A 24,506-nucleotide genomic window follows, 5' to 3' on the forward strand; every position below is an offset into this window, starting at 1 on the left:
AAAAAATCGGCTCAAACATGAAGAAATGAAATGACTGAGTCAGCCGAGAAGAATTTCCCCGCTTATTCGCACCTTCCTTAGTTTGGCGTTTTCACCATACAACTCTAATGAACCTGAATCATAGTGATTTTCAATTGTTTGCTTTAAAATTAAAAAAGGCTGCATGAAACTAGATTTACCTGAACTATTCGCCCCAGATAAAACAGTCAGTCCATCAAATGTTAAAGTTTGTTTAGTAGCTATTGATTTATAGCCTTCCACCGATAGTTTCATTATGACTCCTTTTGAATTAAAAACGACCTAACAGTGATTAGATGGAAGGCGGCATTAATCCGTTAGCAGTGCATTCCATATAACTCCGTAACATTTTCACTGCCGCCAAGTAAAAAAATCATTAAATCATGATGTTATCTGCTTCCTTCTCGTGTTGGGCGTATTCGTTTGACTTCCTCTTTTTGCGCCACGGTTACAACTGTATGAAAAAAACAGTACATGGGTTGCGCATAGAAAACGCCGCCAAATCACGTTGGCTTGCACAGCTCAAAATGAACATGAGGCCGTTACCATGTTGGGTGGGTCATTGTGGGCAACGTTCGCTTATCCATTCCATCCGGCATGGCTACCGCCCCTGAATTTCAGCTTCCAGTCTGCTGCGTTTCACCAACGTAATGGGATTGGCATGGCTCATGGGGAGACTCCGACGAGGCGAGTGTTGCCAATTGGCAATATTAACCATGGCGCTGTGGAGAGAAAGCTCAATATTTAGAATTTCTGTGCAAGATCAATAAATTAATCAAATATCACCCACGATTGATGATGCGCCGAGATAGCGTGAGCAACCATTCTTGAACTATCACCATAGAATATTCATGGTCATATCTGGCTTGAACCAGCATAAAACTCGTTGTTATTGTCCGCATCCCCTGCTGAAATAGCTTATTTATCTATAAATCAACAAGATAGCATTATGCGGTGGCGTCGCGGGGGCATCTGCTATCGGGAAGGAGAGTTATGAAGTCGCAGTTCAAAGTGGCGCTGGCCATGTTGGCCCTGTTCGTCGTCCAAGGCTGCACAGCCCCGGATTCATCCGCCAAACGCAATGCACCCAGCCCGGTGCTGACAGTGCATTACGAAAGCGCCCCCCTGATCCCCGTCACCATAGCCGGTGAGCAGTACCAGTTTTTGCTGGATACCGGGGCCAGTATCACCTTTATCGATCGTCGTCTGGCCAGCCGCTTCAAGGCGCTGACCTTAAGTGAATTGCCCAGGGCCTATCAGGCTGATTTTGCCACTGTGAACAGCGTTTCGAGCCAACTGGGCAGCGAGCAGCTTGGCTTTGTTGAGCCGCAGCCCTTCTCGGTGGGGTCGGTCACCATTGATGACAGCGAGCTGTGGGCAACTATTGATTTCGATCTCTTCTCCCAGTCTCTTGGCAGCCGTATCGATGGCATCCTCGGGATCGACACCATCCGCCGTTTCAACTGGGTGTTTGATCGCGACAAGCATCAGCTAACAGCTTCGCTGACGGCACCGTCGGCAACCACGTTCGAGCGTTGCATCGGCTATGAAGATAGCTACAACCGTTCCCCGGCAGTGTATCTGACCCACGGCGAGAGCAGCGTGCGCATGTATCTGGATACCGGGGCCGATCAGAGCTATGCCGACCATGCCTTTATCGACTTTATGGCAAGCCAGAAGGCGATCTCTGGCGAAGATGCCACGCCACGCAAAGGGGTGGATGCCAGCGGTATGGTGGAGGGGCGTGAACATATCCTCACCGGCCTGCACTTTGATGAACGCCAGCTCGGTGAGCTGCGCGTGTCGGAAAACAGCAATGAGCAGTATGGTCTGGGGCTGGATTTTGTTAACCGCTTCAATCGCTTTGCGATCATGCCCGGGCGGATGATGCTCTGCTACGACGCCGACAGCCTGGCGCGAAAAGTGCCGCCAGTCCTGCGCAATATCGGGGTGCGTTTTGATGGCGCGCATCTGGAGGTCTTCTACAGCGACGAACGGGATCTTGCACCTTATGGTCTGGCCAACGGCGATATTCTGGAGCAGATCAACGGGGTGGCTTATCGTCCCCTCGAGATCGACAAGGTGCGTGAACTGCTCAGCACCAGCAAGCCGGGGTCGCTCAAGTTGCGGATTGTGCGGGAAGGAAAACCGCTGGATATCGCCATCTAGTCAAGGCGGGGCGGCAAGACGAGCCGCCCCTATGAGCCTCAGCCCTTGGTTGGATTTTCCATGCAGGTGAGGGGTGGTTGGCCGTAACGCTCCAGCGTGGCGTCGTCCCCCTTGGTGAAGAAGGTGAGATTTTGCCCTTCATAACGGGCGCCGCTGGCGCTGGGGGCTTCATAGGCGAGCACTTGCTGCTGCGTGTCGCCCTCGCTCAGGTTGATCACCACGGCGGGCAGCTTGGCATCGTTGTAGAAGTAGGTGGAGAGGGTGACGCTCTTGCCGCACTGGTAGTTGATCGGGGTTGGCACCATCAGCTGGCCGCCGCTGATCTGCAACTCGGTGATCCGCAGCAGGTAGTTATCCTCCACACATTGGCGCAGATCCTGCCCCTTCCAGCAGTCGTTGCGCCCCTTGATCCAGCCGCGCTGCATGGCGCGCTCGGTCTTGAGCTGTTCGGGAGAGAGCGCGGCAATCGCCTTGGGGTAGAGGGCCGCCAGTTCGTTATCAAGGGCTGCCAGTCCGGAATCCTTGCAGATTAGGGTTTCCACCGACCCGGCGGCTTTGGTGCAGTCAAAGGAGGGGGTTGCGGCGCTGGCCAGCAGAGGGGCAAACAGCAGGGTGGCAAGCAAGGTCTTGTTCATCGGATAGATACCAGCAATAAGAGGGAATATCTGCCTACTACAGCACACTCTACTGGGCAATGCAGTATCGGCGCCGAGCACTTTTTGCGGCGCGGTGCGTGCTGGCGAGCGGTTTTTTCGTTGCACTTCTGGGAGGGGAACCCTGGCAGGTTGAGGCTTTTATGTGTGCAAAAAAGTCAGGAACGGTCGCTATTTTAAGCATTCAGGCTGGGCTGCGGCATTGCGGTTTCGCGCTGGTCCAAGTGGCGTGCTAGATTGCCGGCTTTTGTTAATTACAAGCAGGCTAAAAATATGTTCAGGTTTTTGCTCGGGGCCCTGATGGCCATCACGCTGTCCGGTTGTGCGGCCATGTTCAACGGCGCAAGCCAGCAGGTTTCCATTCGCAGTCAGGATCCGGATGCGGAGATCTACGTCAACGATATGCTGCTGGGCCATGGCAATGTGATCACCTCGTTCAAGAAGAAAGAGAATTACACCATCACGGTCAAGCGTGCGGATTGCTACTCGGTGACAGTGCCGGTTTCCAAGTCGTTCGATGCCACCACCCTGCTCGGGATCTTTATCGATTTCGGCGTGGTCTCCATTCTGGTGGTCGATGGGGTCGGCACCGGCGCCTGGCAGAAGTTTGATCAGAGTGCCTATATCGTTGACCCACTCTGCAAGAAAGCCTGACAGGCGTTGGTGGGGCATCGGGTGATGCATCCAGATACAGATCTTTGCTGATGTGAAAAACCCGACACTCCTGGCCGGAATGTCGGGTTTTTTGTGGCCGCGATAAAGGGAGAGGCGGGTTGCCCGGTTGCTCAGGCCAGCGCCAGTTGCTGACTGCGGGCGCGCCACAGCCGCTCGTGGAAGAAGAACACCACGGTATTGATGGCCGGTTCGATCATCGCCATCACGCCGCCGGTGAGTAGCTCGCCGCTCAGCAGGAAGGCCACTCCGAAGGCCACCGAGAAGTGGACCACCGCGAAGCTGCTGGTCTTGGCCTGCAGGCTGTGATTTGGTTTGAGCTTGTGCCAGCCAAGGTCATGAAAGTAGAAGGCGACCGTGTTGACGGCGGGCTCGATCAGGGCGATCAGGCTGGCGGTCAGCAGCTCACCGGTCAGCAGGTAGGCCACGGTAAAGGCGACACCGAAGTGCAGGATGGCAAAGCTGATGGTCTTTTTCATGATGGCGGCTCCCTCTGTTGATGGTGAGAGTATCCGCCGAAATGAGATTAAGTGAAAACTATTCTCATCTATTGCCAGAATAGAGAGAACCTATCAACGGGCGAGTTGCTGGTGCGCTTCAGCGGTTGCCAATCGCAACCAAGGCGATAAAGTACAGGTTCTTCACACTTGCCCATGAAAAAGGATCTTTCATGAATATCAATGCCACCCTGCTTGGCCAGTTCATTGCGTTGCTGATGATCATCGTCGGCGTCATCGCCTGGCGACTGGCGCGCCGCAAGAGCGAACATCCGGCGCTGATCACCCTTATCTGCTCCCTGCTCTGCCTGTTTCCGCCCTTTGGCCTGCTGGCCCTGTTGCTGGTTGCGCTGAAACAGGATTTGCCTGCCCGCTCTTAGGGGGCGCAGGTTCAGGCTGCTGCACACTCCGGCCGCACCAATAGCAAAAGCCCCGTGATGGGGCTTTTGCTTTTGAACTCGGTGAGCGCCGCGGGGCGGGGGATTAATCCTCGGCTTTGTTGAGCCACTCTACCTTGTACTGGGCGCCGGCACCCTGCGCCAGCTTGGCACAGAGCGGTTTGAGGAAGGCTTCGATCTGCTCGTCCAGCATCCAGGGCGGGCTGATGATCAGCATGCCTGAGCCGTTCATGCCCCAGTCGGCGGTCTGACCGGCCACTTCCAGCTCGGCCACCAGCACGTTGCCGAAGTTCTCCCGCTTGATGGCGCGCAGCATGTCGCGGGATTTGTCCGCCTCCTGCCCAAGGATCGGATACCAGAGGGCGTAGATGCCGGTCGCCCAGCGTTTCTGCGCCTTTTTCAGTGTATCGACCACGGCGAAGTAATCTTCTTTGAGCTCATAGGGCGGATCGATCAGCACCAGTCCGCGGCGCGGGGTGGGCGGCAGCAGGGCGATCAGCCCTTCGAAGCCGTCACGGTGGTGCACGGCCACGCGAGGGTCGTAACCCATATTGGCGCGCAGATCATCCACTTCGTTGTTGTGCAGCTCCATCAGTGCCAGCTTGTCCTGTTCGCGGGAGAGCCGGCGGGAGAGCTCCGGCGAGCCGGGGTAGTAGTGCAGCTCGCCGTTCTGGTTCATCTCCTCGATGACGCCCAGATAGGGGGCCATGGCAGACCACTGGGCCCGCTCGTCCCACAGGCGGCCGATGCCGTCGGCATACTCGGCCTTCTTCTGGGACCAGTCGCCGCGCAGGTCGTAGAGACCGCCACCGGCATGGGTGTCCAGCACGATGAAGGGTTTCTCCTTCTTCTTGAGGGACTCGATGATCAGGGCCTGAACGGCGTGTTTCAGCACGTCGGCATGGTTGCCGGCGTGAAAGGCGTGGCGGTAGCTCAGCATATTAGATCTCTGAGGGGGCCCTGCTGGGCACCCAGTAACGATAGATAGTTCAACAAATTGCGGCTGTTGCCGCGAAACAGGGAGAGGCTGCGCAGGGTCTGCAACAGGACACCCTGTTGCAGCCGTTCCAGCTCCAGCTCGTGGGCCAGCATCGACTGATACTCCTGCTCGTCGAGCCGCGCCTTGGCGCTCTGGCGCAGGGCGCGCCACGGGGTCAGCACCGTTTCGGTCTGCACCAGCGCCGGTTGCAGGTCGGTCAGATCGACCACGATGCCGAGTTGATCGAGCCGGTGCAGCAGCAGCGCCAGATTGACGTTGCCCCCCTGCGTCTGCACGGTGAGCCAATCCTGACTGCGCTCACCATAGACCTTGCCGCTCCAGTGCCAGAAGCCGATCGGCGTCGGCAATTCGTGGACAGCGACCCGCTCGCTGGCCATCAGCTGTTCATCACGCAAAGAAGGCTTGCTCCATGGTTTCCAGCTCTTCGGAGAGGCTCATCCACTCCAGCTCCACCTCTTCCAGCTGCTCCTTGAGGGGGCCCTGGGATTTGAGCAGCTCGGAGAGCTTGTTCTTGGCGCTCTCTTCGTAGATGGCGGGGTCGGCCAGCTGGCTCTCGATGTCGCCAAGCTTGCCTTGCAGCTTCTCCATGCTCGCTTCGAGCTTTTCGAGCTTCTGGCGCAGCGGACGGGTTTGCTGGCGGAACTCCGCCTCGCGCCGTTTCTGATCCTTGCGCGCGACCGCCGAGTTGGCAGAGACGGGGCCATCAGCCGGTTTGGCGTTGGCCTCTTTTTCCTGCTCGCCGAGCCACTTGTGGTAGTCGTCCAGATCGCCGTCGAACGGCTCGACCCGGCCACCGTGTACCAGATAGAAGTCATCTGTGGTGGTTCGCAGCAGGTGACGGTCGTGTGACACCACCACCATGGCCCCTTCGAAACCTTGCAGCGCCATGGTCAGGGCGTGGCGCATCTCCAGATCCAGGTGGTTGGTCGGTTCATCCAGCAGCAGCAGGTTGGGTTTTTGCCAGGTGATCAGCGCCAGCACCAGCCGCGCTTTTTCGCCGCCGGAGAAGGGGGCGACCTTGTCGAGCGCCTTGTCACCGTGAAAGCCGAAGCTGCCCAGATAGTTGCGCAGCTCCTGCTCCGATTTGTCCGGCGCGAGGCGGGCCAGATGATCGAGCGGGGTATCGTCGAGACGCAGGGTCTCCAGCTGATGCTGGGCGAAGTAGCCGATACTGACCCCGGCGCTCACCTCCAGCTTGCCCGACAGCGGCGGGTTGGAGCCGGACAGCATCTTGATAAAGGTGGATTTACCGGCGCCGTTGCGACCGAGCAGACCGATGCGCGAACCCGGTACCAGATTGAGTTTGATCTTCTCCAGGATCACCTTGTCGCCGTAACCGGCAGAGAGGTTCTCCATGGCGATCAGCGGGGTCGGCAGGGCCGACGGCTCGCGAAACTCGAAGCTGAATTCGGAATCGGCGTGGGCGGGCAGGATCTTCTCCATCCGCTCCATCGCCTTGAGGCGGCTCTGGGCCTGACGGGCCTTGGAGGCCTTGTAGCGGAAGCGATCCACATACGCCTGCATGTGGGACATCTCCCGCTGCTGCTTCTCGTACATGGATTGCTGCTGGGCCAGCTGCTCGGCGCGCTGCAGTTCGAAGTCGGAGTAGCCGCCGGTGTATTCGTTGAGCTTGCCGTTCTCGATATGGATGATGCGGCTGATGACCGAATCGAGGAAGTCGCGGTCGTGCGAGATCAGCACGAGTGTGCCCTGATAGCCCTTGAGCCACTTCTCCAGCCAGATCACCGCGTCGAGATCCAGGTGGTTGGTCGGTTCATCGAGCAGCAGCAGATCGGAGCGGCACAGCAGCGCCTGGGCGAGGTTCAGACGCATGCGCCAGCCACCGGAGAAGCTGCGCACCGGCGAGCTCAGTTGCTCGTCGCTGAAACCGAGGCCGTGCAACAGCTCGGCGGCGCGGGCGCGAATGCTGTAGGCGCCGATGGTATCGAGGCGACCATGCAGCTCGGCCACCAGCAGGCCATTGTCATCCTGCTCGGCTTGCACCAGCTGGGCTTCCAGCGAGCGGAACTCCTTGTCGCCGTCGATCACGTACTCGAGCGCCGAGCAGTCGAGCGCCGGGGTCTCCTGCGCGACACCTGCGATCTGCCAGCCTGCGGGCAGGCTGAAGGTGCCGCTGTCGATGGCCAGCTCGCCCCGTACCAGTGCAAAAAAGGTGGACTTGCCACAGCCGTTTTTGCCCACCAGACCCACTTTGTGGCCGGGGTGAATGGTGGCGGAGGCGTTGTCCAGCAGCTTGCGGCCGCCGCGGATCAGTTCGATTTGACTGGCAACTATCATGGGTGGGATCTGCTTGCTCAAAATGGAGGAGAAAAACTGGCGCGGATCTTACGTGAAATGACGCAGATTTGCACTGTAGCGAAGGGCTGGCCACTGGCTGACGCTGCAAAAACATGCCATAACAGTGAAACCAGTTCGGATACCGGAGGTTAGCATGCATATCAGGGATATTATGACGACCCGAGTCGCCACCGTTTCAATGGATGATCGACTCAGTGTCATCAAGGATATCTTCGAGCAGGCGCACTTCCGCCACCTGCTGGTGCTGGAGGAGGGCGAGCTGGTGGGGGTGATTTCGGATCGGGATCTGTTTCGCGCCATCAGCCCTTACCTCGACTCCGAAGCCGAGATGAACCGCGATACCGAAACGCTCACCAAGCGGGCCCACCAGATCATGAGTCGTCAGCTCATCACCATCGCGTCTCACCTCACGGTGCGCGACGGCGTCAAACTGATGCTGGAGAAGGGGGTATCCTGCCTGCCAGTACTGGAGAATGGCGCCCTGGTCGGCATCATCAGCTGGAAAGATTTTCTCAAGGTGGCGCTGGAGAGTGACGCGCTGGATTGATCCTGCCGTTCATCGCCACCAGCTGACAGAGAACCAACATGCAGAGAGGGGAGCCAAGGCTCCCCTCTCTCTATTTGAGCGCAACGGATTGAACACAACTGATAGCGCGCCGCAGAGGGCTCCGGTCTGTGTGCAGCCCGGATCACGACGACTCGGGTCGCCCCTCGATAAGGCAAGAGGGGCCACTGGCGGAGAGGTGCGGCTGCAGGTGGCTGCGGATCTCGTGCAGGGTGCGGTGATACTGCTGGGCATGTTGATCGAGAAACGCGGGGCTGTGCTTGAGGCGCCGCTCCAGGGTGTCGACCAGCAGCGCCACTCGGGGGGCGGCCATGCCCGCTGGCCAGCAGTGTTGCAGCAGCTCCAGCAGTTGCCAGGCATCGCCGGGCAGGGCGGGGAACTCCTCCAGCAGCTGCAAGCCAGCTTGCAGGGCGGTCTGATACTGGCTGGCCTGCATCGCCTTGTGGCGCAGCTGGCGCAGTTCGCTCAGGCGCTGCTCTCTCTCCGTCAGGCGCTGGCCCAGCTCGGTGACCAGATGGTGGAACAGCTGATGGGTGAGCGGGTGGGGCGCCACTCTGGCGCGGTAGTGGGTCAGCTGGGTCAGGTAGCGCCGGGCGTGGTGCGGCAACCCGCAGAACTGGCTGACCGCAAAGCCGAGCAGCAGGGCGAGGTGGTTGTCGTTCCCCTCGTCCGGCTGGTGGTGGGCAATCAGGATCAGCGCCTCGTCGAAGCGGTAATCCAGCCCCAGCATCAACGCCTGCAGCAGCTCATATTCGTGGGGGGCCAGCGTGGCAGTGCGTTTGAGGTGCTCCCACTCCTGTTGCAGTGAGCGGATCCGGTTGCTGGAGGGGGCGTGCCACAACACCGCAAGACTGGCATTGAGCATAAAGCTGTCGATGGCGAGCCGGGTACGCTGTTCGCTGAAGTGGCGCAGAGTCAGGCTGTTGGCCTGCTCCAGCACCTTCTCCTCATCTTGCAGCACCAGCCCGAGCAGCATCGCCAGCTGATGCCAGCGTGGCTGATGGGGGCGAAGCTGTTGCAGCTCCCCCATGGTTTCCCACGCCGCCAGCCAATGCTGCTGGTGCAGTTGGCTGGCGAGTCGTAGCTCCAGCCGGGTGGCAGAGGGCAGCCTGGCCTGATGGCGCTGCAGGTCGGTCTGGGCGCTCTGCAACTTGCCGAGCCCCAGCATGGCGTAGAAGAACCCGGCCCTTGGCCAGCTCGCTTGATACTCGTTGGCACAGAGGGCGTAGTGCTGGGCGGTGGTGACCCGCTCGGCCGATTGCAGCAGCAGGTAGCCCTTGAGCCGATCCAGCCAGGGGGTCAGCTCGCGATGCTCCCGCTGAAACAGCAGGTCTTCGCACAGGGCGGTGGCCAATTGCCACTCCCGCAACAGAATGGGGGCGGCCAGGGTGCGGGTCAGGCTGCTTAATTTCACCAGCGGGCCGAGCACGGTGGCGAGCTGCCGGGTCATGAAGGGGAGTGGCAGATAGAGGGAGAAGTAGAGATCCGAGGGGAGAAACTCCTGCTCGCTCTGATCGGCATCGAGCAGCAGCAAAACGCAACCGGGTTGCAGCAGGCCGAGATAGTGTGCCTCGTGCAGCAGCCGGGCCCCTTCAAGACCCTGTTGTTTGTCCTGCTGACAGATGATGGCGTCGAAGGTTTGCTGTTGCAGCAGCGCCAGCAGGCCACTGCGCTCCTGGCCCGGATGGCTGTGATAGTGGATCCGGTCGGCGGGCACACCCTGTTCGGTCAGTTCCCGGGTGATGGCGCTACGGAGCAGGGCATCCTCTTCGAGCAGCAGTATCGTCATGCACGCACTTCCTTTGAGCAGACCATTGAATGGATCATGGTAGAGCCAAGGCGCACATAGGCCCAGTTTTGGGCGAGTGAAAAGTTGACAGTAGTCAGCAGGGTAATAGATGGCGCATGATGGACAGTTATTGTACAGGCGCGCCGCTGGCCGGGAAGCTGCATTCGGTCTGCCGGATCAGGCGAGATCCATCCCCTCTCGGACCCTGCCAGTTCAGATCGAGCTGTCCGAGGCGGCCCAGATGGCGCAGTTCAAATTCGTAGCGCTGGCAGAGGTTGTCCTGAGGCAGGGTCGCCATGCTCGCTGGTAGTCGGTATTGATAGTGAAGGATCGGCCCATCCTCCAGCTTGCTGCTGACCGGCACCAGCCCCTCGGTTGTGGGCTGCGGGGCACCCAGATAGCGGCGCAAACTGAGCGGGGCATCGATCGCCTTTTGATAGTGCAGGCCGTTCATCGCCGCCAGCTCCTCTTCCAGCCGTTGCAACTCCCCTTCCAGCCCATTGAGCGCCGCCCCCAACTGCTGGTGGGTCGTCGACGAGGCGCAGCCACCCAGCAACAGGGTGGCAAGCAGCAGGGCGGCTCTCATGGGGGGCATGGCTTCTCCTTGGCAATGACGATAAAGCGTGACGGTCAACTCGGCTGGCCCTGACTATAGCAGGGGGTTGCTGGGGGGCGTCCCCTGCAGCAGCTGCGCCAGTCGGGCGAGCCCTTCGCCGACCCGGGCGTCGGTGGCGGGTTGGCTCAGGCTCAGGCGAACCCCTTGCGGGGCGGCAAACTGGCCGGCGGCGAAGTGTTCCCCGCTCGCAACGCCGACGTCAAGGGCATCAGCGGCAGCGGCAAACTGCTGGCTGCGCCAGGGCTCAGGCAGCGGCAGCCAGGCGTGCATGCTGCCCGGCTGCCAGCGGGCGGTCGGCAGCAGGTGGCGCAGCAGTTCGCCGCGGCGTTTGAGGATCTCCCGCTGCTGCGCGATGAGCGGCATGATCTGGCGTTGAGTGACCATTTTGCAGGCCAGCTCGATCAATAGCGGGCTCACCATCCAGCTCGACAGCCGCATGGTCTGGGCGAAGGCGCTGCGCAGGGCTGGGGGCGTCAGCACGAAGCCGACCCGCAGGCCACCGCAGGCGATCTTGGCCAGACTGCCCAGATAGATGACCCGCTCCGGTGCCAGATTGACCAGCGGCTCCGGGTGGGGTTCCGGCAGCAGGCCGTTGACGTCATCCTCGATGATCAGCAGATCGTGGCGACGGGCGATGGCAATGATGGCCTCCCGCCGCGCCAGACTCATGATGGCGGTAGTGGGGTTTTGCAGGGTCGGGGTGAGGTAGAGCAGCTTGGCCCGGCGGGTGCGGCAGGCGGCGTCCAGCGCCTCGGGCCGCAGCCCCTCCTCATCCATCGCCAGCCCCACCACCTGATTCTTCAGCTGGCGGGCGTTGCCCAGCATGCCGGGATAGCTCAGCCCCTCGCACAGGATGGTCTCCCCCACGCAACCGGTCGCCAGCAGCGCCAGCATGATGCCGTGCTGGGCGCCATGGCTGAACAGCAGGCGATCCTCACTGCAGGCCACCCCTTGCTCCGTCAGCCAGTCGACGAACTGCTGGCGCTGATCCGGTCGTCCCGCCTCCTTGTCGTAGCCGAGCAGGGCGTTGAGATCCCCGTCCGCCACTTCCCCCAGCATGGGGCGGATGATCGCCGCCCGATCCAGCTGTACCGGCAGGTTCTGCCACAACTCGATGCGGTGCCCCTCCTCCTGGCGGATCACCCACTCACTGGCGGGATCCGTGTTCGCCCCGTTGACCCCGCGCGCCTTGACCCAGGTGCCGTGGCCCACCCGGGCGGCCAGCAGGCCGCGCCGCTCCGCCTCGCCGTAGGCACGGGTGATGGTGCCGACGGTGACGCCCAGGCGATCCGCCAGGGCGCGGTGGGTGGGCAATCGGGTCTGCGGGGGCAGCTCGCCGCTCGCGATCCCCTGTTCGATCGCCTTGACCAGCTTGAGATAGAGGGGGCCATCGAAGGCCGCCAGGTCGGGGGTCCAGATTGTCATGGTGACAATAAATCCATTGATCCAAATTTGTTCCCAATATAGCGTGAATTTCAGCCTGTTCACAATCAAATTGCACACATTGTATCGATACAATGTGGCGAGTAAGGAGTCACAATATGACGATGGAGTGGTATGTCACCCTGTTCGGGTTTGCCGTGCTCACTTGCGGTACGCCGGGGCCCAATAACCTGATGCTGACGGCCTCCGGCGCCAACTTCGGGGTGCGCCGCACCTTGCCACATCTGCTCGGGGTGGGGGTGGGGCAGCCGGTGTTGCAGCTGGTTCTGGCGCTGGGGCTCTATCCCCTGTTCGAGCGCTGGCCCTTGCTGCGGCTCGGTTTGCAGATCTTCGGCAGCCTCTATCTGCTGTGGCTGGCCTGGCGTATCGCGGTGGCCGGTGCCCCGGGGGATCCGGCCCGACGCGCCCGTCCGCTGACCATGCTGGAGGGGCTGGGCTTTCAGTTCCTCAATCCCAAGGCGTGGATGATGGGGATCTCCGCCATCAGTCTGTTCAGCCTGTCCGGTGCCAGTTACTGGCCGAGTCAGCTGGCGGTGATGACAGTGTTTGTGCTGGTGGCGCTGCCGGTCTGCTTTGTCTGGGTGCTGTTCGGCCATCAGCTGAGCAACTGGATCAGCTCGGATCGGGGCTGGCGGCGGCTCAACGGCTCTCTCGGCCTGCTGACGGCACTCTGTGTGGTGATGCTCTGGTATTGAGCCGCGTTGCGCTGATGGGCGAGGGGCCGAGAAAGAGGTATTTCTGACTTGTCGCCACGGGGTTGGCTCTGCATATTAGAAGGCTTTCCCCATAACGGGCACGTTGTATCGACAAGAGGTTGAGATGGATCTGAACTGGTTACTGCCCCTGGCGGGGTTTGCCCTGGTTACCTGCGGCACGCCGGGGCCCAACAATATGCTGCTCACCAGCGCCGGGGCGGCGCAGGGTTTTCGCCGCACGATTCCCCTGCTGGTGGGGGTAGTGGGGGGGATCAATCTGATGATTCTCGCCACCGCGCTGGGACTTGGCGTGGTGTTCGAGAAGGTGCCGTTGCTGCACGACGGCCTCAAGTTGATCGGCTCGGCGTATCTGCTCTGGCTGGCGTGGAAGGTGGCGACCGCCAGTGGCCCGGCCGAGGGCAACCGGCCGCTTATTCCCGCCCATCAGGGGGCCATGCTGCAACTGCTCAACCCCAAGGCGTGGATGATGGCGCTCTCCGCCATCAGCGGTTTCACTCTGGCGGGGGAGGCTTACTGGCCCTCCGCGCTCTGGGTGCTGGTGATCTTCTTTATTACCGGCCTCTACACCGGGGCGTTCTGGGTGCTTTTTGGTGCCCAGGTGCGGCAAATCATTCGCACCGCCCGGGGCTGGCGGCGTTTCAATCTCGGCATGGGGCTGGCGACGGCCGCCTGTGTCGGGATGATCTGGATTTAGCCCGGGGTTGCCCCGGGCCTTTACCGGCTGTCTTGTTGGCCCTGCGGGGCCTTTTTTATCTCGCCTGCGTGACCTTGCCTGCAAGGTGGCGCGGTACGGCTCTCCCTTGGGATGAAAGGAGTTCCTATGAAATGCATCGGTCTGCTGGGTGGTATGAGCTGGGAGTCCACCGTCAGTTACTATCAGGCGCTCAACCGCGGGGTGCGGGCCAAGCTCGGCGGTTTGCACTCTGCGCGGGTGCTGCTCAACAGCGTCGACTTTGCCGCTATCGAGCGGCTGCAGCATGCCAGTGACTGGCCCGCTACCGCCCGCCTGCTGGCGGCGGAAGCGCGCAAGCTGCAGGATGGCGGCGCCGATTTCTTGCTGATCGGCACCAACACTATGCACAAGGTCGCCCCCGAGATTGAGGCGGCCATCGATATCCCGCTGCTCCATATCGCCGATGCCACCGCGGCCAAATTGCAAGCTGACGGGGTAACCCGGGTCGGCCTGCTCGGCACCCGCTTCACCATGGAGCAGGATTTCTACAAGGGGCGCCTGCAGGAGAAGTTCGGGCTGGAGGTACTGGTGCCCGGCGAGGCGCAGCGGGAGCGGGTGCACCGCATCATCTATGACGAGTTGTGCCTTGGCGACATTCGCGATGCATCGCGGGCCGAGTATCTGGCCATTATCGCGGGGCTGGCGGCCGCTGGTGCCGAGGCGGTGATCCTCGGCTGTACCGAGATAGCCCTGCTGGTGGGCGATGCCCGCGCGGCGGTGCCGCTCTACGACACCACCGCCATCCATGCGGAGGCGGCAGTCGCGCTGGCATTGGCATCCGATTAATAAACTGGTCAGATCTCACTATTCTTGCTTGCCACATACCCCTTGCCATAAAAGCGTGTAAAATTGCGCCCTGAATTTTCCCCAGCCAACGCGGGTTGGCTGCGGTTCCCTAGCATGCAAGGCTGACATTGTGACTGAAGTAGATAGATTCGCGGATATTCGCCCCTACCGCGATGAAGAAGTGCCGGCAGCCATCGAACGGCTGATCCAGGATGATGAATTTATCGGCGCCATCGCCAAGTATCGTTTCGGTTCCCTGATGAACTGGTTTGGCTGGGCCATTCGCCCGCTGATCCGCCTGTTCCTGCGTCGCAAGTGGTCAAAGGTGACCACAGTGCATCAGGTCCAGATGGGGGTCACCCGCTATATGTCCCGCATGATCGCCACCTCCACCAAGGGGGTGACCTTCTCCGGGATTGAGCATCTGAAGAAAGAGCAGGGCTATCTGTTTGTCTCCAACCACAGGGACATCGCCATGGACCCGGCGTTCGTCAACTGGGGGCTGCACAGCCATGGCTTCGATACCGTGCGCATCGCCATCGGCGACAACCTGCTGCGCAAACCCTGTGCCACCGAGCTGATGAAACTCAACAAGAGCTTTATCGTCAAACGCTCCGCCAAGGGGCCACGGGAGATGATGAAGGTGCTGGGCGAACTGTCGGCCTATATCGGCAACTCGGTTCACGAAGGGCACTCCATCTGGATCGCCCAGAAGGAAGGGCGCGCCAAGAATGGCGATGACAAGACCGATCCCGCCATCCTCAAGATGTTCTATGTCGACGGCAAGAAGCAGAAGATCGACTTCGTTGACTACATGCGCAGCCTCAATATCGTGCCGGTCAGCATCAGCTATGAGCTGGACCCGACCGACAAGGCGAAGGCGCGCGAGCTCTACGAGAAGTCGGTCAACGGCTGCTACGAGAAGGGCGAGTTCGAGGATATCGAGAGTATCGTCGCCGGTATCGTCGGCCAGAAGGGGCGGGTACACGTCTCCTTCGGCGCCCCCATCACCGAAGGGTTCAGCGATCCGGACGAACTGGCCGCGCTGATCGACAAGGCGATCTGGAGTAGCTACCACCTCTTCCCCAGCAACTATCTGGCGGCAGATGTCTCCGGCAAGGCCAATACCATCGAGCAGGCGGCCTTCCTGACCCGTCAGTCAGAGGTGCCGGAAGAGCACAAGGCGATCTGGCGGGCCATGTACGCCAAACCGGTGGAAAATGCCCAAAAGGCTTGAATGAAACCGGTTGTTAAACGGTTTTTGCGTCTGGTCAAAGTCGAGGGGGAAAGGGTGGTGAATAATATGGTTTCAGCTGGTACGATCACTATGAAAATGGGATTATGTCTCTTGGCAAGGTGCTGACGAGTGTGTAACAGTGCCCATATAGCTGAACATGAGCAAAAGCTCTAAACCGGTTTGCACGGATTGCAGACGGCATTATTGAAGGACCTGTCACAGGTCCTTTTTCATTGGCTGGCAAAGATGCCGCTCAGATATACCTAACAGGAAACAGACGCCATGATCACCGGTAGCCTGAACACCCTGCAGCGAACGCCGCTGCCCGCCCCGCTGGCCCGCATCATGGCCGAGGTGGTGAAGAGCGTGGCGCACTGGGGGGACGCTCCGCTCGGCAAGACCGAGATCGATGGCCTCAATCTGTTCTGTCTGGTGAGCGAGGATCTGACCGAGCCAGCCGCGGATCGCCGTGGCGAATTCCATCAGCAGTATCTCGATATCCAGTTGCTGCTGCGCGGTGAAGAGTGGATAGGTGTGGGCCCCCACGACTACGTGAGCGACGGCGCCGACCATCCCCATCCCGACCTCTGGTTTGTCGCTGACGAGCAGACCAGCTACCTGGCGCTGCAACCGGGCGATTTCGCCATCTTCTGGCCGGGCGAGCTGCACCGCCCGCTCTGTACCTTCAACCAGCCCGCCAAGGTGAAGAAGCTGGTGGTCAAGGTACACCGGGATCTGCTGGCCAGCTGCTAAGCGCTATCCTTGGGTGTCAGAGACCCGATCACAGCAGGGCCGCTTGCCCCGTCATGCATTGAAACGAGTGATGCGCACCCTTGATGCGTTGAAACTTGCAAGAATTGAAACCAGTGATACGCACCCTTGATGCGTGTTTACTGTGAAGACCAAGAATTGAAACGAGTACTGCGCACCCTTTAATGCGTTGAAACTCGCAAGAATTGAAAAATTGGGCGCACCCTCCTGCGACCATAAGCCCCCGGCAGGGGAATCCCATCCTCTTTTGGATGACACGACACTGTCGGCATAAAGCCGAAGCACAGGAAGATGTAGAACATGAGCAAGTTGGTATTGATCCTTAACTGCGGTAGCTCTTCCCTGAAATTTGCCGTAATGGACGCCGAAACAGGTGAGGACATGCTGTCCGGCCTGGCCGAATGCTTCAATCTGGATGATGCACGTATCAAATGGAAACTCCACGGGGTCAAGGGCGAAGCCATGCTGGGAGCGGGTGCCGCTCACCAGGAGGCCCTCGACCATATCGTGGGTCACATCCTGCCGCAGGATCCGACTCTTGCAGAGCAACTGGTGGCCATCGGTCACCGTATCGTACACGGTGGCGAGCAGTTCTCCCGCTCCGTGCGCATTGATGACGGCGTGATCGCCGGTATCGAAGCCGCCATTCCGTTCGCTCCGCTGCACAACCCGGCGCACCTGATCGGTATTCGTGCCGCGCTGAAAGTGTTCCCGCAGCTGTCCGAGAAGAACGTGGCCGTGTTCGACACCGCGTTCCACCAGACCCTGCCGCAAGAGGCCTACCTCTATGCGCTGCCGCACAAGCTCTACCGCGAACACGGTATCCGTCGTTACGGTGCCCACGGTACTTCTCACCGCTACATCGCGGAAGAAGCCGCAAAAGAGCTGGGCAAGCCGTTGAATGAACTGAACATCATCAACTGCCACCTGGGTAACGGTGCCTCTGTCTGCGCCATCAAGAACGGCGAATCCGTTGACACCTCCATGGGTCTGACTCCGCTGGAAGGTCTGGCGATGGGTACCCGCTCCGGTGATATCGATCCGGCCGTGGTGTTCTTCATGCACGATCAGCTCGGTTACAGCGTGGAGCAGATCAACCACACCCTGACCCGTGAGTCCGGTCTGCTGGGGCTGACCGAAGCGAGCAGCGACTGCCGCTACGTCACCACCAACTACGCCACCGACGCCGGTGCCAAGCGTGCGCTGGATGTCTTCACCTACCGTGTGGCCAAGTATGTTGGTGCCTATGCCGCTGCGATGGACGGTCGTCTGGACGCCATTGTCTTCACCGGCGGTATCGGTGAGAACGCCGCCATGGTGCGCGAGATGGTGCTGGCACGTCTGGCCCTGTTCGGCTTCAAGGTGGATAAAGAGGCCAACAACGCCGCGGTACTGGGTGGCGAAGGCCGCATCACCACCGCCGACAGCCGTTGCGCCATGGTGATCCCGACCAACGAAGAGCTGGTCATCGCCCGCGATGCCCTGAGCCTGGTCTGCTAAGTCAGCCTCGCTTTGAAACAACGCCCGGCCTGTGCCGGGCGTTGTCGTTTCTGGCGCTCGCCGATTTGACATGGGGGAGGGGGGCGGTACCCTGACCACCACTGTTTTTGCAGCCAGTGGGCTGCCCGGTTCGGGAGAGAGCAATGAAAGAGGCGTTTTTTAACTGGTTGTCGGGCCTGGGGGTGGAAGTGACCAACCTGATGGCGCTGGTGATCGCGCTGGGCTTTATCGTCATCACCTCGCTGCTGCTGCACATGGCGCTGCACCGGGTGCTGCTGGTCCGGCTGGTGGGGATCCTCGGCAAGGCCAAGCAGGTTTGGCTGCCGCCCCAACTGCAACAGCGCCTCTTCAACCGGCTGGCCTTCGTGTTGCAGGGGGCCGTGCTGCTCGGTCAGGCAGAGATCTGGCTGCCCCGTCAATCGGATAGCCTCAAGCTTATCGAGATGGTGGCCCAGCTCTGGATTTTGCTGTTCCTGCTGCTGGCCTTCTTCGCCCTGCTCGACTGCCTGTTGTCGGTGAGCCGTTACACCCGGCTGGGGCGGGATTTGCCCCTGCGCGGCATCTTCCAGGGGGCCAAGCTGGTAGGCAGCATTCTGGTGGGCATCCTGATGATCGCCCTGCTGCTCGGCAAGTCACCGCTGTTCCTGTTCAGCGGTCTGGGGGCCATGACCGCAGTGCTGATGCTGGTGTTCAAGGACCCCATCCTCGGGCTGGTGGCGGGGATCCAGCTCTCCGCCAACCGGATGCTGAGCGTCGGTGACTGGCTGCAAATGGACAAGTACGGCGCCGATGGTGAGGTGACTGATATCGGCCTCACCACGGTCAAGGTGTCGAACTGGGACAAGACCATCACTACCATTCCCACCTATGCCCTGATCTCCGATTCTTTCAAAAACTGGCAGGGGATGACCGAATCAGGCGGCCGCCGCATCAAGCGCAGCGTCAATATCGACATGACCAGCGTGCGCTTTCTGACGGCCGAGGAGCAGTTGCAGCTCAAGCAGGCGCAATTGCTGGCACCCTATCTCAGCCGCAAGGAGCAGGAGCTGAGTGCCTACAACCAGCAGCTGAGTGATGCCCTGAGCTGCCCCATCAACGGTCGTCACCTCACCAACCTCGGCACCCTGCGCGCCTATCTGGATGCCTACCTGCGCGCCCACTCCGGCATTCGCAAGGACATGACCCTGATGGTGCGCCAGCTGGCGCCCACGTCAGATGGGCTGCCGCTGGAAATTTACTGCTTTACCGCGACCACCGCATGGGCCGATTACGAAGGGATCCAGGCCGATATTTTCGACCATATCTTTGCCATCATTGAGCAATTTCATCTGCGGTTGCATCAATCTCCCACAGGTTACGACATGCGTGGCTGGCAACGGGGATAAACAGGGAAACCGGGCGGGTCGGGGACGCGGAAAAATCCGCATATTAATCATCGACCCGTCGCCACTTGTCAGTTGAAATTTGCCGTGCAGAGGAGAAAAATGGCGGCCTTCTCTTCGCGCCCCTGATCCCGCTTGATCAGCTGCCAGCCCAGAGACGTCACTTCAAGTCATCATCATGGGAAAGTTATGAAGCTCCTTCGCAATAGTGTGGCAACACTCTGCTACAGCCTGCTGCTGACCGCTGCGCCGGTTTTCGCTGTTGAATATGCTCTGCCTGCGGCCAACAGCCGTCTGGTAGGGGAAAATCTGGAATACGTGGTCCCGGCCGAAGAGAACGGCCAGCCGCTGGAGGCCATTGCGGCGAAATTCCAGCTGGGGCTCACCAACATGACTGAAGCCAACCCCGATGCGGATCCCCTGCTGGTGCAGACTGGCGAGAAGCTGGTGATCCCCCAACAGCTGATCCTGCCGGATGCGCCGCGGGAAGGGGTGGTGCTCAACGTGGCCGAGATGCGCCTCTACTACTACCCCAAGGGTAAAAAAGTGGTTGAAGTGCTGCCCATCGGCATCGGCCAGCTTGGCACCGATACTCCGGAAAACTGGGTGACCAGCGTGCAGCGCAAGAAAGCGGGCCCGACCTGGACCCCGACCGCCAAGATGCACGCCGAATATGCCGCCCGTGGCGAGAGCCTGCCTGCGGTATGGCCGGCCGGTCCGGACAACCCCATGGGTCTGTTCGCCCTCTACATCGGCAAGATGTACGCCATCCACGGCACCAACGCCAACTTCGGCATCGGCCTGCGGGTGAGCCACGGCTGTGTGCGTCTGCGTAACGAAGATATCGAGTACCTGTTCAAGCAGGTACCGGTCGGTACCCGCGTCCAGTTCGTCAACCAGCCGATCAAGGCCTCTCTCGAACCGAACGGCGTCCGCTATCTGGAAGTGCACCAGCCGCTGTCGCGCAGCGAGGAGGAGTTCAACTCCAAGCTGCCGGCACCGCTGCCGATGACTCCGGCGGTGACCCGCTTCATCGCTCACGCCGACAGCGACTCCCAGCGGGTGAAGCAGGCGCTGGAGCAGCGTAACGGCATGCCGATGGCGATCAACCGCTAAGGACCGATCCCCGTCATGACAAAGGGCGAACAGCATGCTGTTCGCCCTTTTTGTTTCTGCTGCGCTGACTCAGCGTCGCAGCAGATTTGCCTGCAGCTCGCTGCCGAGCTGATCGAGCAGCTGGTAGCGCGCCTTGTAGCTGGCCCGCTTGCGGGAGGGGATCTCCTCCAGCGTCTTGCGGGGCACCTCCAGCGGCAGGCTCATCCAGAGTTCATCCTGCACGCAGCCCTGATGCTCCTGCCACAAGCCGTCGAGGTCGAACTTGACCCGATCGGCGGTGCGCTTGCTGCTCTGATAGACGTGGCTTTGGGTGCGGATCCCGAGCAGGCTCTTGCACGCCAACCCCCGGGCCAGTTCGGCGGCCATATAGACCAGCAGGGACATGGGGCGCAGCCCGCCGCACGCCTTGGTGACCAGCTTGATCTCCTCGCTCTGCCCCTTGCCGCCCTGCAGCGAGCAGATCTCGAGGGTCGGGTTCGGTGCGGGGCGCAGATTGAGGGCCATGTAATAGAGCGCCGCGTCACCCAGCTTGAGGGTCAGGCTCATCTCCCCCTCTTTGCCCATGTGGGTCTGGTAATCCAATTGCAGGGTCAGCGGTGCCGTCAGCTTGTCGCTCTGCCACTGGGCCAGCAACAGGCCGCGCCCGCTGTAGATCGCCAGTTGCTGCGCCTTCGGCAGCTGACGGGCCAGCTGCTGGTAGTGGCCGCTGATAAGCCCGGCTCGCAGGCGCTTGCGGAGCCCCTTGTGGCGATAGGGGTGGATCGGCTTTTCCAGAATATCGGGGAAGCGGCTGATCGCCTGCGCCAGCAGCGGTTGCTCCTGCTGCTGGCGATAGAGGGCGCGGGCGCCGGGATTGAGCCAGAGACGCCCCACATACTTGGCCCGTCTGATGAGATGACCCGACTCTTCCACCGGGTGAAGGTGGCGGGCGAGGGTGCGCAGGTGTGACAGATGAGATGACATGGTGCCGAGCTCTGGCTGGTGTAATGAGACTGGGCGGGGAGTGTAGGAGCGGGGCGCAGGCTTGTAAAAAATGGATAGTAACAAAATGTGAAAACAGAACGCTCAATAGCTGCCAGCGCGGCGATATGGACAACATGGTCACGGCAGGAAATCTGGCGCCATCCTCTTGATGCGGCAGATGATTTGATGCGCAAAGGTTTTTATTGTGTTTTGTGTTTGTTAAAAGTGGTTGAGCTGGCGCGAACGGCTGATTAAGCTAGGCCGGTTTTTTAGGGATGAGCCCGTCACCAGAGCGGGCAGAAAATGACACAAAACGGAGTTTTGCATGACAGCTAGCACACCCATGTTAATCACCTTCCTGGTGTATATCCTCGGAATGGTGTTGATCGGCTTCGTCGCCTATCGCGCCACCCGCAACTTTGATGACTACATTCTGGGCGGTCGCCGGATGGGGAGCTGGGTTACCGCCCTCTCCGCCGGCGCCTCAGATATGAGCGGCTGGCTGCTGATGGGCCTGCCCGGCGCCGTCTTCGTCAGCGGCATCTCCGAGAGCTGGATCGCCATCGGTCTGGTCATCGGCGCCTACCTCAACTGGCGCTGGGTAGCGGGTCGCCTGCGGGTACATACCGAGAAAAACCGCAATGCCCTGACCCTGCCGGACTATTTCACCTACCGCTTTGAAGATCACAGCAAGGTGCTGCGGATCCTCTCGGCGCTGGTGATCCTGCTGTTCTTCACCATCTACTGCGCCTCCGGCGTGGTGGCCGGTGCCCGTCTGTTCGAGAGCACCTTTGGCATGGATTACAACACCGCCCTCTGGGTCGGTGCCGCCGCCACCATCACCTACACCTTCTTCGGTGGTTTCCTCGCGGTGAGCTGGACCGACACGGTGCAGGCGACCCTGATGATCTTCGCCCTGATCCTGACCCCGATCTTCGTCATCATCGCCGTCGGTGGGGTGGACAGCGCCATGATCGAGGTAGCCGCGAAGAGCGCCACCAACCTCGACATGTTCAAGAATCTGGATGTGATCGCCATTGTCTCGCTGATGGCCTGGGGCCTGGGCTACTTCGGTCAGCCCCACATTCTGGCCCGTTTCATGGCGGCGGATTCCCACCACTCCATGGCCAATGCCCGTCGCATCAGCATGACCTGGATGGTGTTCTGCCTCGCAGGCGCGGTGGCCATCGGCTTCTTCGGACTGGCCTACTTTGCCCGCTTCCCGGAAGTGGCGGCTGGGGTGACCGGTAACCCGGAGCGGGTCTTTATCGAGCTCTCCAAGATCCTGTTCAACCCCTGGATCGCCGGTGTGCTGCTCTCCGCCATTCTGGCGGCGGTGATGAGTACCCTGAGCTGCCAGCTGCTGGTCTGTTCCAGCGCCATTACCGAGGATCTCTACAAGCCGTTCCTGCGCAAGAACGCCTCCCAGCGTGAGTTGGTGTGGGTGGGTCGCCTGATGGTGCTGCTGATCGCGGTGATTGCCATTGCCGTTGCCATGAATCCGGAGAACCGGGTGCTGGGGCTGGTGAGCTACGCCTGGGCCGGTTTCGGTGCCGCCTTCGGCCCCGTAGTGCTGCTCTCGGTGCTGTGGCCGCGAATGACCCGCAACGGCGCGCTGGCCGGCATGCTGGTCGGTGCCATCACCGTCATCGTCTGGAAGCAGTTTGGCTGGCTGGGGCTGTATGAAATCATCCCGGGCTTCCTGTTCGCACTGCTGGCCATCGTAGTGGGTAGCCTGCTGGGTGAAGCGCCATCAAAAGCGATGCTGGAGCGTTTCCGTGATGCCGAGGAGGAGTACAACACCCCGGCCGAGAGCGCGGGAGAACCAGTCGCGGTGAACTGATCCCCCTGATAGCTTTCTGATTGAGAGCCCCGCCCCCGGATAAGGAGCGCCCTGGTTGGCCATCCTTGCACCGGTTTGGCGGGGCTTTGTGCTATCTGATTCACTCTTGGGCACTTTTTTATGTTCGGCCGGGGGCTCGACGGTGCTCGCTTTCTTTTGTCTTGGCACCGAATATGGGACACTAGGCCGCCTGAAGGAGACCCAGTGCATGCGCCTATTCACCCTGATCCTGATCCTCCTGCTGGGGGGACTGCAATATGACCTCTGGCTGGGGAAGAACGGGCTATCCGATTACCAGAACCTGTCGGAGGCCATCTCGCAGCAACAGCGGGACAACCAGACTCTCAAGGATCGTAACGACCTCATCTACCGCGAGATAGATGATCTCACCTCTGGCCTCGAGGCCATCGAGGAGCTGTCGCGCAACGATCTGGGTTACATCAAGCAGGGGGAGACCTTCTACCGGATCATCCCCAAAGAGAAAGACAAAGAGACAGTGCCGGACGATGCGCCCTACGATGACTGATGCCAGCCGGGTATCCGGCCTGACGGCGATCGTCCCTGCCGCCGGTATCGGTAGCCGGATGGGGGCCGATTGCCCCAAGCAGTACCTGCAACTGGCGGGTAAAACCATTCTCGAACATACCCTGGAGCGGTTGCTCTCCCACCCGGCCATCGCCCAGGTGATCGTGGCGCTGGCGGCCCATGACCGCTGGTTCGAGGCCCTGCCCGTGGCGGCCGACCCGCGCATTGTGCGGGTAGAGGGAGGCGCCGAGCGCGCTTTTTCCGTCCTCAATGGCCTTCATGTGGCGCAAGGGGAGTGGGTGCTGGTGCACGATGCGGCTCGCCCCTGTCTGACTCACGGCGATCTCGATGCGCTGATTGCTGCGGCCATGGGCTGCGGCGGTGCCATTCTCGGCAGCCGGGTGCGCGATACCATGAAACGCTCCGATGGCGAGGGCAATATCATCGCCACCGTCGAGCGCGAGCAGCTCTGGCATGCCCTGACGCCGCAGATGTTCCCGACCCGTGCCCTGCAACGGGCGTTGGAAGAAGGGCTGCTGCTGGGCGCCACCATCACCGACGAGGCCTCCGCCATGGAGCGGGCCGGATTCGCGGTGCGGATGGTGGAAGGGCGCGCCGACAATATCAAAGTGACCCGGCCGGAAGACTTGTCGCTGGCGGGGCTGTTTTTAAGCCAGCAGGCATAAACCTCTCAGTCAGAACAAACCGTTCAGAGCAGGCTGTCTCGAACAAACAGGCCCGAACAAGGAGTTAGCATGATCCGGATTGGACATGGTGTGGACGTACACAAAATTG

Annotated in this window: 26 protein-coding genes; 16 read left to right on the top strand and 10 right to left on the bottom strand. The window is 60.5% G+C overall.

What is annotated here, in order from left to right:
• Nucleotides 1–39 precede the first annotated feature (39 nt).
• A complete protein-coding gene (locus PG888_RS15480) occupies nucleotides 40–273 on the bottom strand; it encodes an AAA family ATPase (RefSeq protein ID WP_270815830.1) in 234 nt (77 codons plus the stop codon).
• A 738-nt stretch (nucleotides 274–1,011) separates the two neighbouring features.
• Here PG888_RS15480 and PG888_RS15485 point away from each other — a divergent pair.
• Complete coding sequence (locus PG888_RS15485) at nucleotides 1,012–2,187, top strand: retropepsin-like aspartic protease (protein WP_270693760.1); 1,176 nt, start codon at nucleotides 1,012–1,014, stop codon at nucleotides 2,185–2,187.
• A gap of 38 nt (nucleotides 2,188–2,225) precedes the next feature.
• On the opposite strand, the gene PG888_RS15490 is transcribed toward PG888_RS15485, so the two are convergent.
• Nucleotides 2,226–2,822 carry an MliC family protein gene (locus PG888_RS15490; RefSeq protein WP_270693759.1) on the bottom strand — a complete coding sequence of 199 codons (597 nt, stop codon included), beginning with the start codon at nucleotides 2,820–2,822 and terminating at the stop codon, nucleotides 2,226–2,228.
• Between the two features lie 291 nt (nucleotides 2,823–3,113).
• On the opposite strand from PG888_RS15490, the gene PG888_RS15495 reads away from it, so the two are divergent.
• Nucleotides 3,114–3,494, top strand: a complete 381-nt coding sequence (locus tag PG888_RS15495; RefSeq protein ID WP_042059136.1) for a hypothetical protein — start codon at nucleotides 3,114–3,116, stop codon at nucleotides 3,492–3,494.
• A 131-nt stretch (nucleotides 3,495–3,625) separates the two neighbouring features.
• On the opposite strand, the gene PG888_RS15500 is transcribed toward PG888_RS15495, so the two are convergent.
• A complete protein-coding gene (locus tag PG888_RS15500; protein WP_042084552.1) occupies nucleotides 3,626–3,991 on the bottom strand; it encodes a DUF2061 domain-containing protein in 366 nt (121 codons plus the stop codon).
• 191 nt (nucleotides 3,992–4,182) lie between these two features.
• Between PG888_RS15500 and PG888_RS15505 the strand changes: the two genes are divergently transcribed.
• Nucleotides 4,183–4,389, top strand: coding sequence for a hypothetical protein (locus tag PG888_RS15505; protein WP_190973172.1), 207 nt, complete (start codon nucleotides 4,183–4,185; stop codon nucleotides 4,387–4,389).
• A 103-nt stretch (nucleotides 4,390–4,492) separates the two neighbouring features.
• Here the strand turns inward: PG888_RS15505 and PG888_RS15510 are convergent, their stop codons facing one another.
• The 3 genes from PG888_RS15510 to PG888_RS15520 are packed head-to-tail and all read right to left on the bottom strand — an operon-like array spanning nucleotide 4,493 to nucleotide 7,705.
• Nucleotides 4,493–5,347 (bottom strand): 23S rRNA (adenine(2030)-N(6))-methyltransferase RlmJ, encoded by an 855-nt coding sequence (locus tag PG888_RS15510; RefSeq protein ID WP_058052496.1) that lies wholly within the window; start codon nucleotides 5,345–5,347, stop codon nucleotides 4,493–4,495.
• Entirely contained in the window at nucleotides 5,341–5,802 is a 462-nt protein-coding gene (locus tag PG888_RS15515) for a DUF2390 domain-containing protein (RefSeq protein WP_162518181.1), read from the bottom strand. Before PG888_RS15515 ends, PG888_RS15510 begins: the two co-directional genes overlap by 7 nt.
• Nucleotides 5,795–7,705, bottom strand: a complete 1,911-nt coding sequence (locus PG888_RS15520) for an ABC transporter ATP-binding protein (RefSeq protein WP_139409248.1) — start codon at nucleotides 7,703–7,705, stop codon at nucleotides 5,795–5,797. Before PG888_RS15520 ends, PG888_RS15515 begins: the two co-directional genes overlap by 8 nt.
• A 154-nt stretch (nucleotides 7,706–7,859) precedes the next feature.
• Here PG888_RS15520 and PG888_RS15525 point away from each other — a divergent pair, with 154 nt between their 5' ends.
• Nucleotides 7,860–8,273 carry a CBS domain-containing protein gene (locus PG888_RS15525; protein ID WP_042059128.1) on the top strand — a complete coding sequence of 138 codons (414 nt, stop codon included), beginning with the start codon at nucleotides 7,860–7,862 and terminating at the stop codon, nucleotides 8,271–8,273.
• 142 nt (nucleotides 8,274–8,415) lie between these two features.
• Here PG888_RS15525 and PG888_RS15530 read toward each other — a convergent pair whose 3' ends face one another.
• From PG888_RS15530 to PG888_RS15540, 3 genes are all read right to left on the bottom strand, one after another.
• Nucleotides 8,416–10,080: a hypothetical protein gene (locus PG888_RS15530; RefSeq protein WP_270693755.1), complete on the bottom strand. Its 1,665-nt coding sequence runs from the start codon at nucleotides 10,078–10,080 to the stop codon at nucleotides 8,416–8,418.
• Nucleotides 10,081–10,207: 127 nt separating this feature from the next.
• On the bottom strand, nucleotides 10,208–10,675 hold the full coding sequence (locus PG888_RS15535) for a hypothetical protein (protein ID WP_270693753.1): 468 nt from the start codon (nucleotides 10,673–10,675) through the stop codon (nucleotides 10,208–10,210).
• Nucleotides 10,676–10,729: 54 nt separating this feature from the next.
• Nucleotides 10,730–12,121, bottom strand: a complete 1,392-nt coding sequence (locus PG888_RS15540) for an aminotransferase-like domain-containing protein (protein ID WP_270693752.1) — start codon at nucleotides 12,119–12,121, stop codon at nucleotides 10,730–10,732.
• A gap of 116 nt (nucleotides 12,122–12,237) precedes the next feature.
• On the opposite strand from PG888_RS15540, the gene PG888_RS15545 reads away from it, so the two are divergent.
• From PG888_RS15545 to PG888_RS15580, 8 genes are all read left to right on the top strand, one after another.
• On the top strand, nucleotides 12,238–12,834 hold the full coding sequence (locus PG888_RS15545; RefSeq protein ID WP_058052491.1) for a LysE family translocator: 597 nt from the start codon (nucleotides 12,238–12,240) through the stop codon (nucleotides 12,832–12,834).
• Nucleotides 12,835–12,958: 124 nt separating this feature from the next.
• Nucleotides 12,959–13,549, top strand: a complete 591-nt coding sequence (locus tag PG888_RS15550) for a LysE family translocator (protein WP_005335534.1) — start codon at nucleotides 12,959–12,961, stop codon at nucleotides 13,547–13,549.
• Between the two features lie 126 nt (nucleotides 13,550–13,675).
• Entirely contained in the window at nucleotides 13,676–14,374 is a 699-nt protein-coding gene (locus PG888_RS15555) for an aspartate/glutamate racemase family protein (protein WP_270693750.1), read from the top strand.
• Between the two features lie 130 nt (nucleotides 14,375–14,504).
• Complete coding sequence (locus tag PG888_RS15560) at nucleotides 14,505–15,611, top strand: 1-acyl-sn-glycerol-3-phosphate acyltransferase (RefSeq protein ID WP_182938185.1); 1,107 nt, start codon at nucleotides 14,505–14,507, stop codon at nucleotides 15,609–15,611.
• A 282-nt stretch (nucleotides 15,612–15,893) separates the two neighbouring features.
• Nucleotides 15,894–16,364 carry a YhcH/YjgK/YiaL family protein gene (locus tag PG888_RS15565; protein WP_182938184.1) on the top strand — a complete coding sequence of 157 codons (471 nt, stop codon included), beginning with the start codon at nucleotides 15,894–15,896 and terminating at the stop codon, nucleotides 16,362–16,364.
• Nucleotides 16,365–16,682: 318 nt separating this feature from the next.
• Nucleotides 16,683–17,882, top strand: a complete 1,200-nt coding sequence (locus PG888_RS15570; RefSeq protein WP_042059110.1) for an acetate kinase — start codon at nucleotides 16,683–16,685, stop codon at nucleotides 17,880–17,882.
• A gap of 143 nt (nucleotides 17,883–18,025) precedes the next feature.
• The gene (locus tag PG888_RS15575; RefSeq protein ID WP_197927680.1) at nucleotides 18,026–19,267 is read left to right on the top strand and encodes a mechanosensitive ion channel family protein; all 1,242 of its coding nucleotides are present in this window, start codon (nucleotides 18,026–18,028) and stop codon (nucleotides 19,265–19,267) included.
• Nucleotides 19,268–19,453: 186 nt separating this feature from the next.
• Nucleotides 19,454–20,380, top strand: a complete 927-nt coding sequence (locus PG888_RS15580; RefSeq protein WP_197927679.1) for a L,D-transpeptidase family protein — start codon at nucleotides 19,454–19,456, stop codon at nucleotides 20,378–20,380.
• A gap of 69 nt (nucleotides 20,381–20,449) precedes the next feature.
• On the opposite strand, the gene PG888_RS15585 is transcribed toward PG888_RS15580, so the two are convergent.
• Nucleotides 20,450–21,343: a VirK/YbjX family protein gene (locus PG888_RS15585; RefSeq protein WP_234606138.1), complete on the bottom strand. Its 894-nt coding sequence runs from the start codon at nucleotides 21,341–21,343 to the stop codon at nucleotides 20,450–20,452.
• Between the two features lie 87 nt (nucleotides 21,344–21,430).
• On the opposite strand from PG888_RS15585, the gene PG888_RS15590 reads away from it, so the two are divergent.
• The 4 genes from PG888_RS15590 to ispD all read left to right on the top strand — a co-directional run bounded on the left by PG888_RS15590 (nucleotide 21,431) and on the right by ispD (nucleotide 24,397).
• The gene (locus PG888_RS15590) at nucleotides 21,431–21,598 is read left to right on the top strand and encodes a hypothetical protein (protein ID WP_162626868.1); all 168 of its coding nucleotides are present in this window, start codon (nucleotides 21,431–21,433) and stop codon (nucleotides 21,596–21,598) included.
• A 70-nt stretch (nucleotides 21,599–21,668) separates the two neighbouring features.
• A complete protein-coding gene (gene putP / locus PG888_RS15595; protein WP_139409173.1) occupies nucleotides 21,669–23,186 on the top strand; it encodes a sodium/proline symporter PutP in 1,518 nt (505 codons plus the stop codon).
• Nucleotides 23,187–23,394: 208 nt separating this feature from the next.
• Nucleotides 23,395–23,712 (top strand): cell division protein FtsB, encoded by a 318-nt coding sequence (gene ftsB / locus PG888_RS15600; protein ID WP_058053304.1) that lies wholly within the window; start codon nucleotides 23,395–23,397, stop codon nucleotides 23,710–23,712.
• On the top strand, nucleotides 23,705–24,397 hold the full coding sequence (ispD, locus tag PG888_RS15605) for a 2-C-methyl-D-erythritol 4-phosphate cytidylyltransferase (RefSeq protein ID WP_234606141.1): 693 nt from the start codon (nucleotides 23,705–23,707) through the stop codon (nucleotides 24,395–24,397). The genes ftsB and ispD overlap by 8 nt, the downstream gene beginning before the upstream one ends.
• Nucleotides 24,398–24,506: the final 109 nt, after the last annotated feature.

Source organism: Aeromonas sp. QDB23, assembly GCF_027707745.1.
GTDB classification, from domain to species: domain Bacteria; phylum Pseudomonadota; class Gammaproteobacteria; order Enterobacterales; family Aeromonadaceae; genus Aeromonas; species Aeromonas allosaccharophila.

Coding starts and splice junctions, on each gene's coding strand:
- PG888_RS15550 (WP_005335534.1), top strand. CDS start 12,959: ATGGATCTGAACTGGTTACTGCCCCTGGCGGGGTTTGCCCTGGTTACC.
- ftsB (WP_058053304.1), top strand. CDS start 23,395: ATGCGCCTATTCACCCTGATCCTGATCCTCCTGCTGGGGGGACTGCAA.
- PG888_RS15530 (WP_270693755.1), bottom strand. CDS start 10,080: ATGACGATACTGCTGCTCGAAGAGGATGCCCTGCTCCGTAGCGCCATC.
- PG888_RS15555 (WP_270693750.1), top strand. CDS start 13,676: ATGAAATGCATCGGTCTGCTGGGTGGTATGAGCTGGGAGTCCACCGTC.
- PG888_RS15525 (WP_042059128.1), top strand. CDS start 7,860: ATGCATATCAGGGATATTATGACGACCCGAGTCGCCACCGTTTCAATG.
- PG888_RS15580 (WP_197927679.1), top strand. CDS start 19,454: ATGAAGCTCCTTCGCAATAGTGTGGCAACACTCTGCTACAGCCTGCTG.
- PG888_RS15505 (WP_190973172.1), top strand. CDS start 4,183: ATGAATATCAATGCCACCCTGCTTGGCCAGTTCATTGCGTTGCTGATG.
- PG888_RS15520 (WP_139409248.1), bottom strand. CDS start 7,705: ATGATAGTTGCCAGTCAAATCGAACTGATCCGCGGCGGCCGCAAGCTG.
- PG888_RS15585 (WP_234606138.1), bottom strand. CDS start 21,343: ATGTCATCTCATCTGTCACACCTGCGCACCCTCGCCCGCCACCTTCAC.
- PG888_RS15490 (WP_270693759.1), bottom strand. CDS start 2,822: ATGAACAAGACCTTGCTTGCCACCCTGCTGTTTGCCCCTCTGCTGGCC.
- PG888_RS15485 (WP_270693760.1), top strand. CDS start 1,012: ATGAAGTCGCAGTTCAAAGTGGCGCTGGCCATGTTGGCCCTGTTCGTC.
- PG888_RS15575 (WP_197927680.1), top strand. CDS start 18,026: ATGAAAGAGGCGTTTTTTAACTGGTTGTCGGGCCTGGGGGTGGAAGTG.
- PG888_RS15480 (WP_270815830.1), bottom strand. CDS start 273: ATGAAACTATCGGTGGAAGGCTATAAATCAATAGCTACTAAACAAACT.
- PG888_RS15510 (WP_058052496.1), bottom strand. CDS start 5,347: ATGCTGAGCTACCGCCACGCCTTTCACGCCGGCAACCATGCCGACGTG.
- ispD (WP_234606141.1), top strand. CDS start 23,705: ATGACTGATGCCAGCCGGGTATCCGGCCTGACGGCGATCGTCCCTGCC.
- putP (WP_139409173.1), top strand. CDS start 21,669: ATGACAGCTAGCACACCCATGTTAATCACCTTCCTGGTGTATATCCTC.
- PG888_RS15500 (WP_042084552.1), bottom strand. CDS start 3,991: ATGAAAAAGACCATCAGCTTTGCCATCCTGCACTTCGGTGTCGCCTTT.
- PG888_RS15570 (WP_042059110.1), top strand. CDS start 16,683: ATGAGCAAGTTGGTATTGATCCTTAACTGCGGTAGCTCTTCCCTGAAA.
- PG888_RS15565 (WP_182938184.1), top strand. CDS start 15,894: ATGATCACCGGTAGCCTGAACACCCTGCAGCGAACGCCGCTGCCCGCC.
- PG888_RS15495 (WP_042059136.1), top strand. CDS start 3,114: ATGTTCAGGTTTTTGCTCGGGGCCCTGATGGCCATCACGCTGTCCGGT.
- PG888_RS15540 (WP_270693752.1), bottom strand. CDS start 12,121: ATGACAATCTGGACCCCCGACCTGGCGGCCTTCGATGGCCCCCTCTAT.
- PG888_RS15545 (WP_058052491.1), top strand. CDS start 12,238: ATGACGATGGAGTGGTATGTCACCCTGTTCGGGTTTGCCGTGCTCACT.
- PG888_RS15535 (WP_270693753.1), bottom strand. CDS start 10,675: ATGCCCCCCATGAGAGCCGCCCTGCTGCTTGCCACCCTGTTGCTGGGT.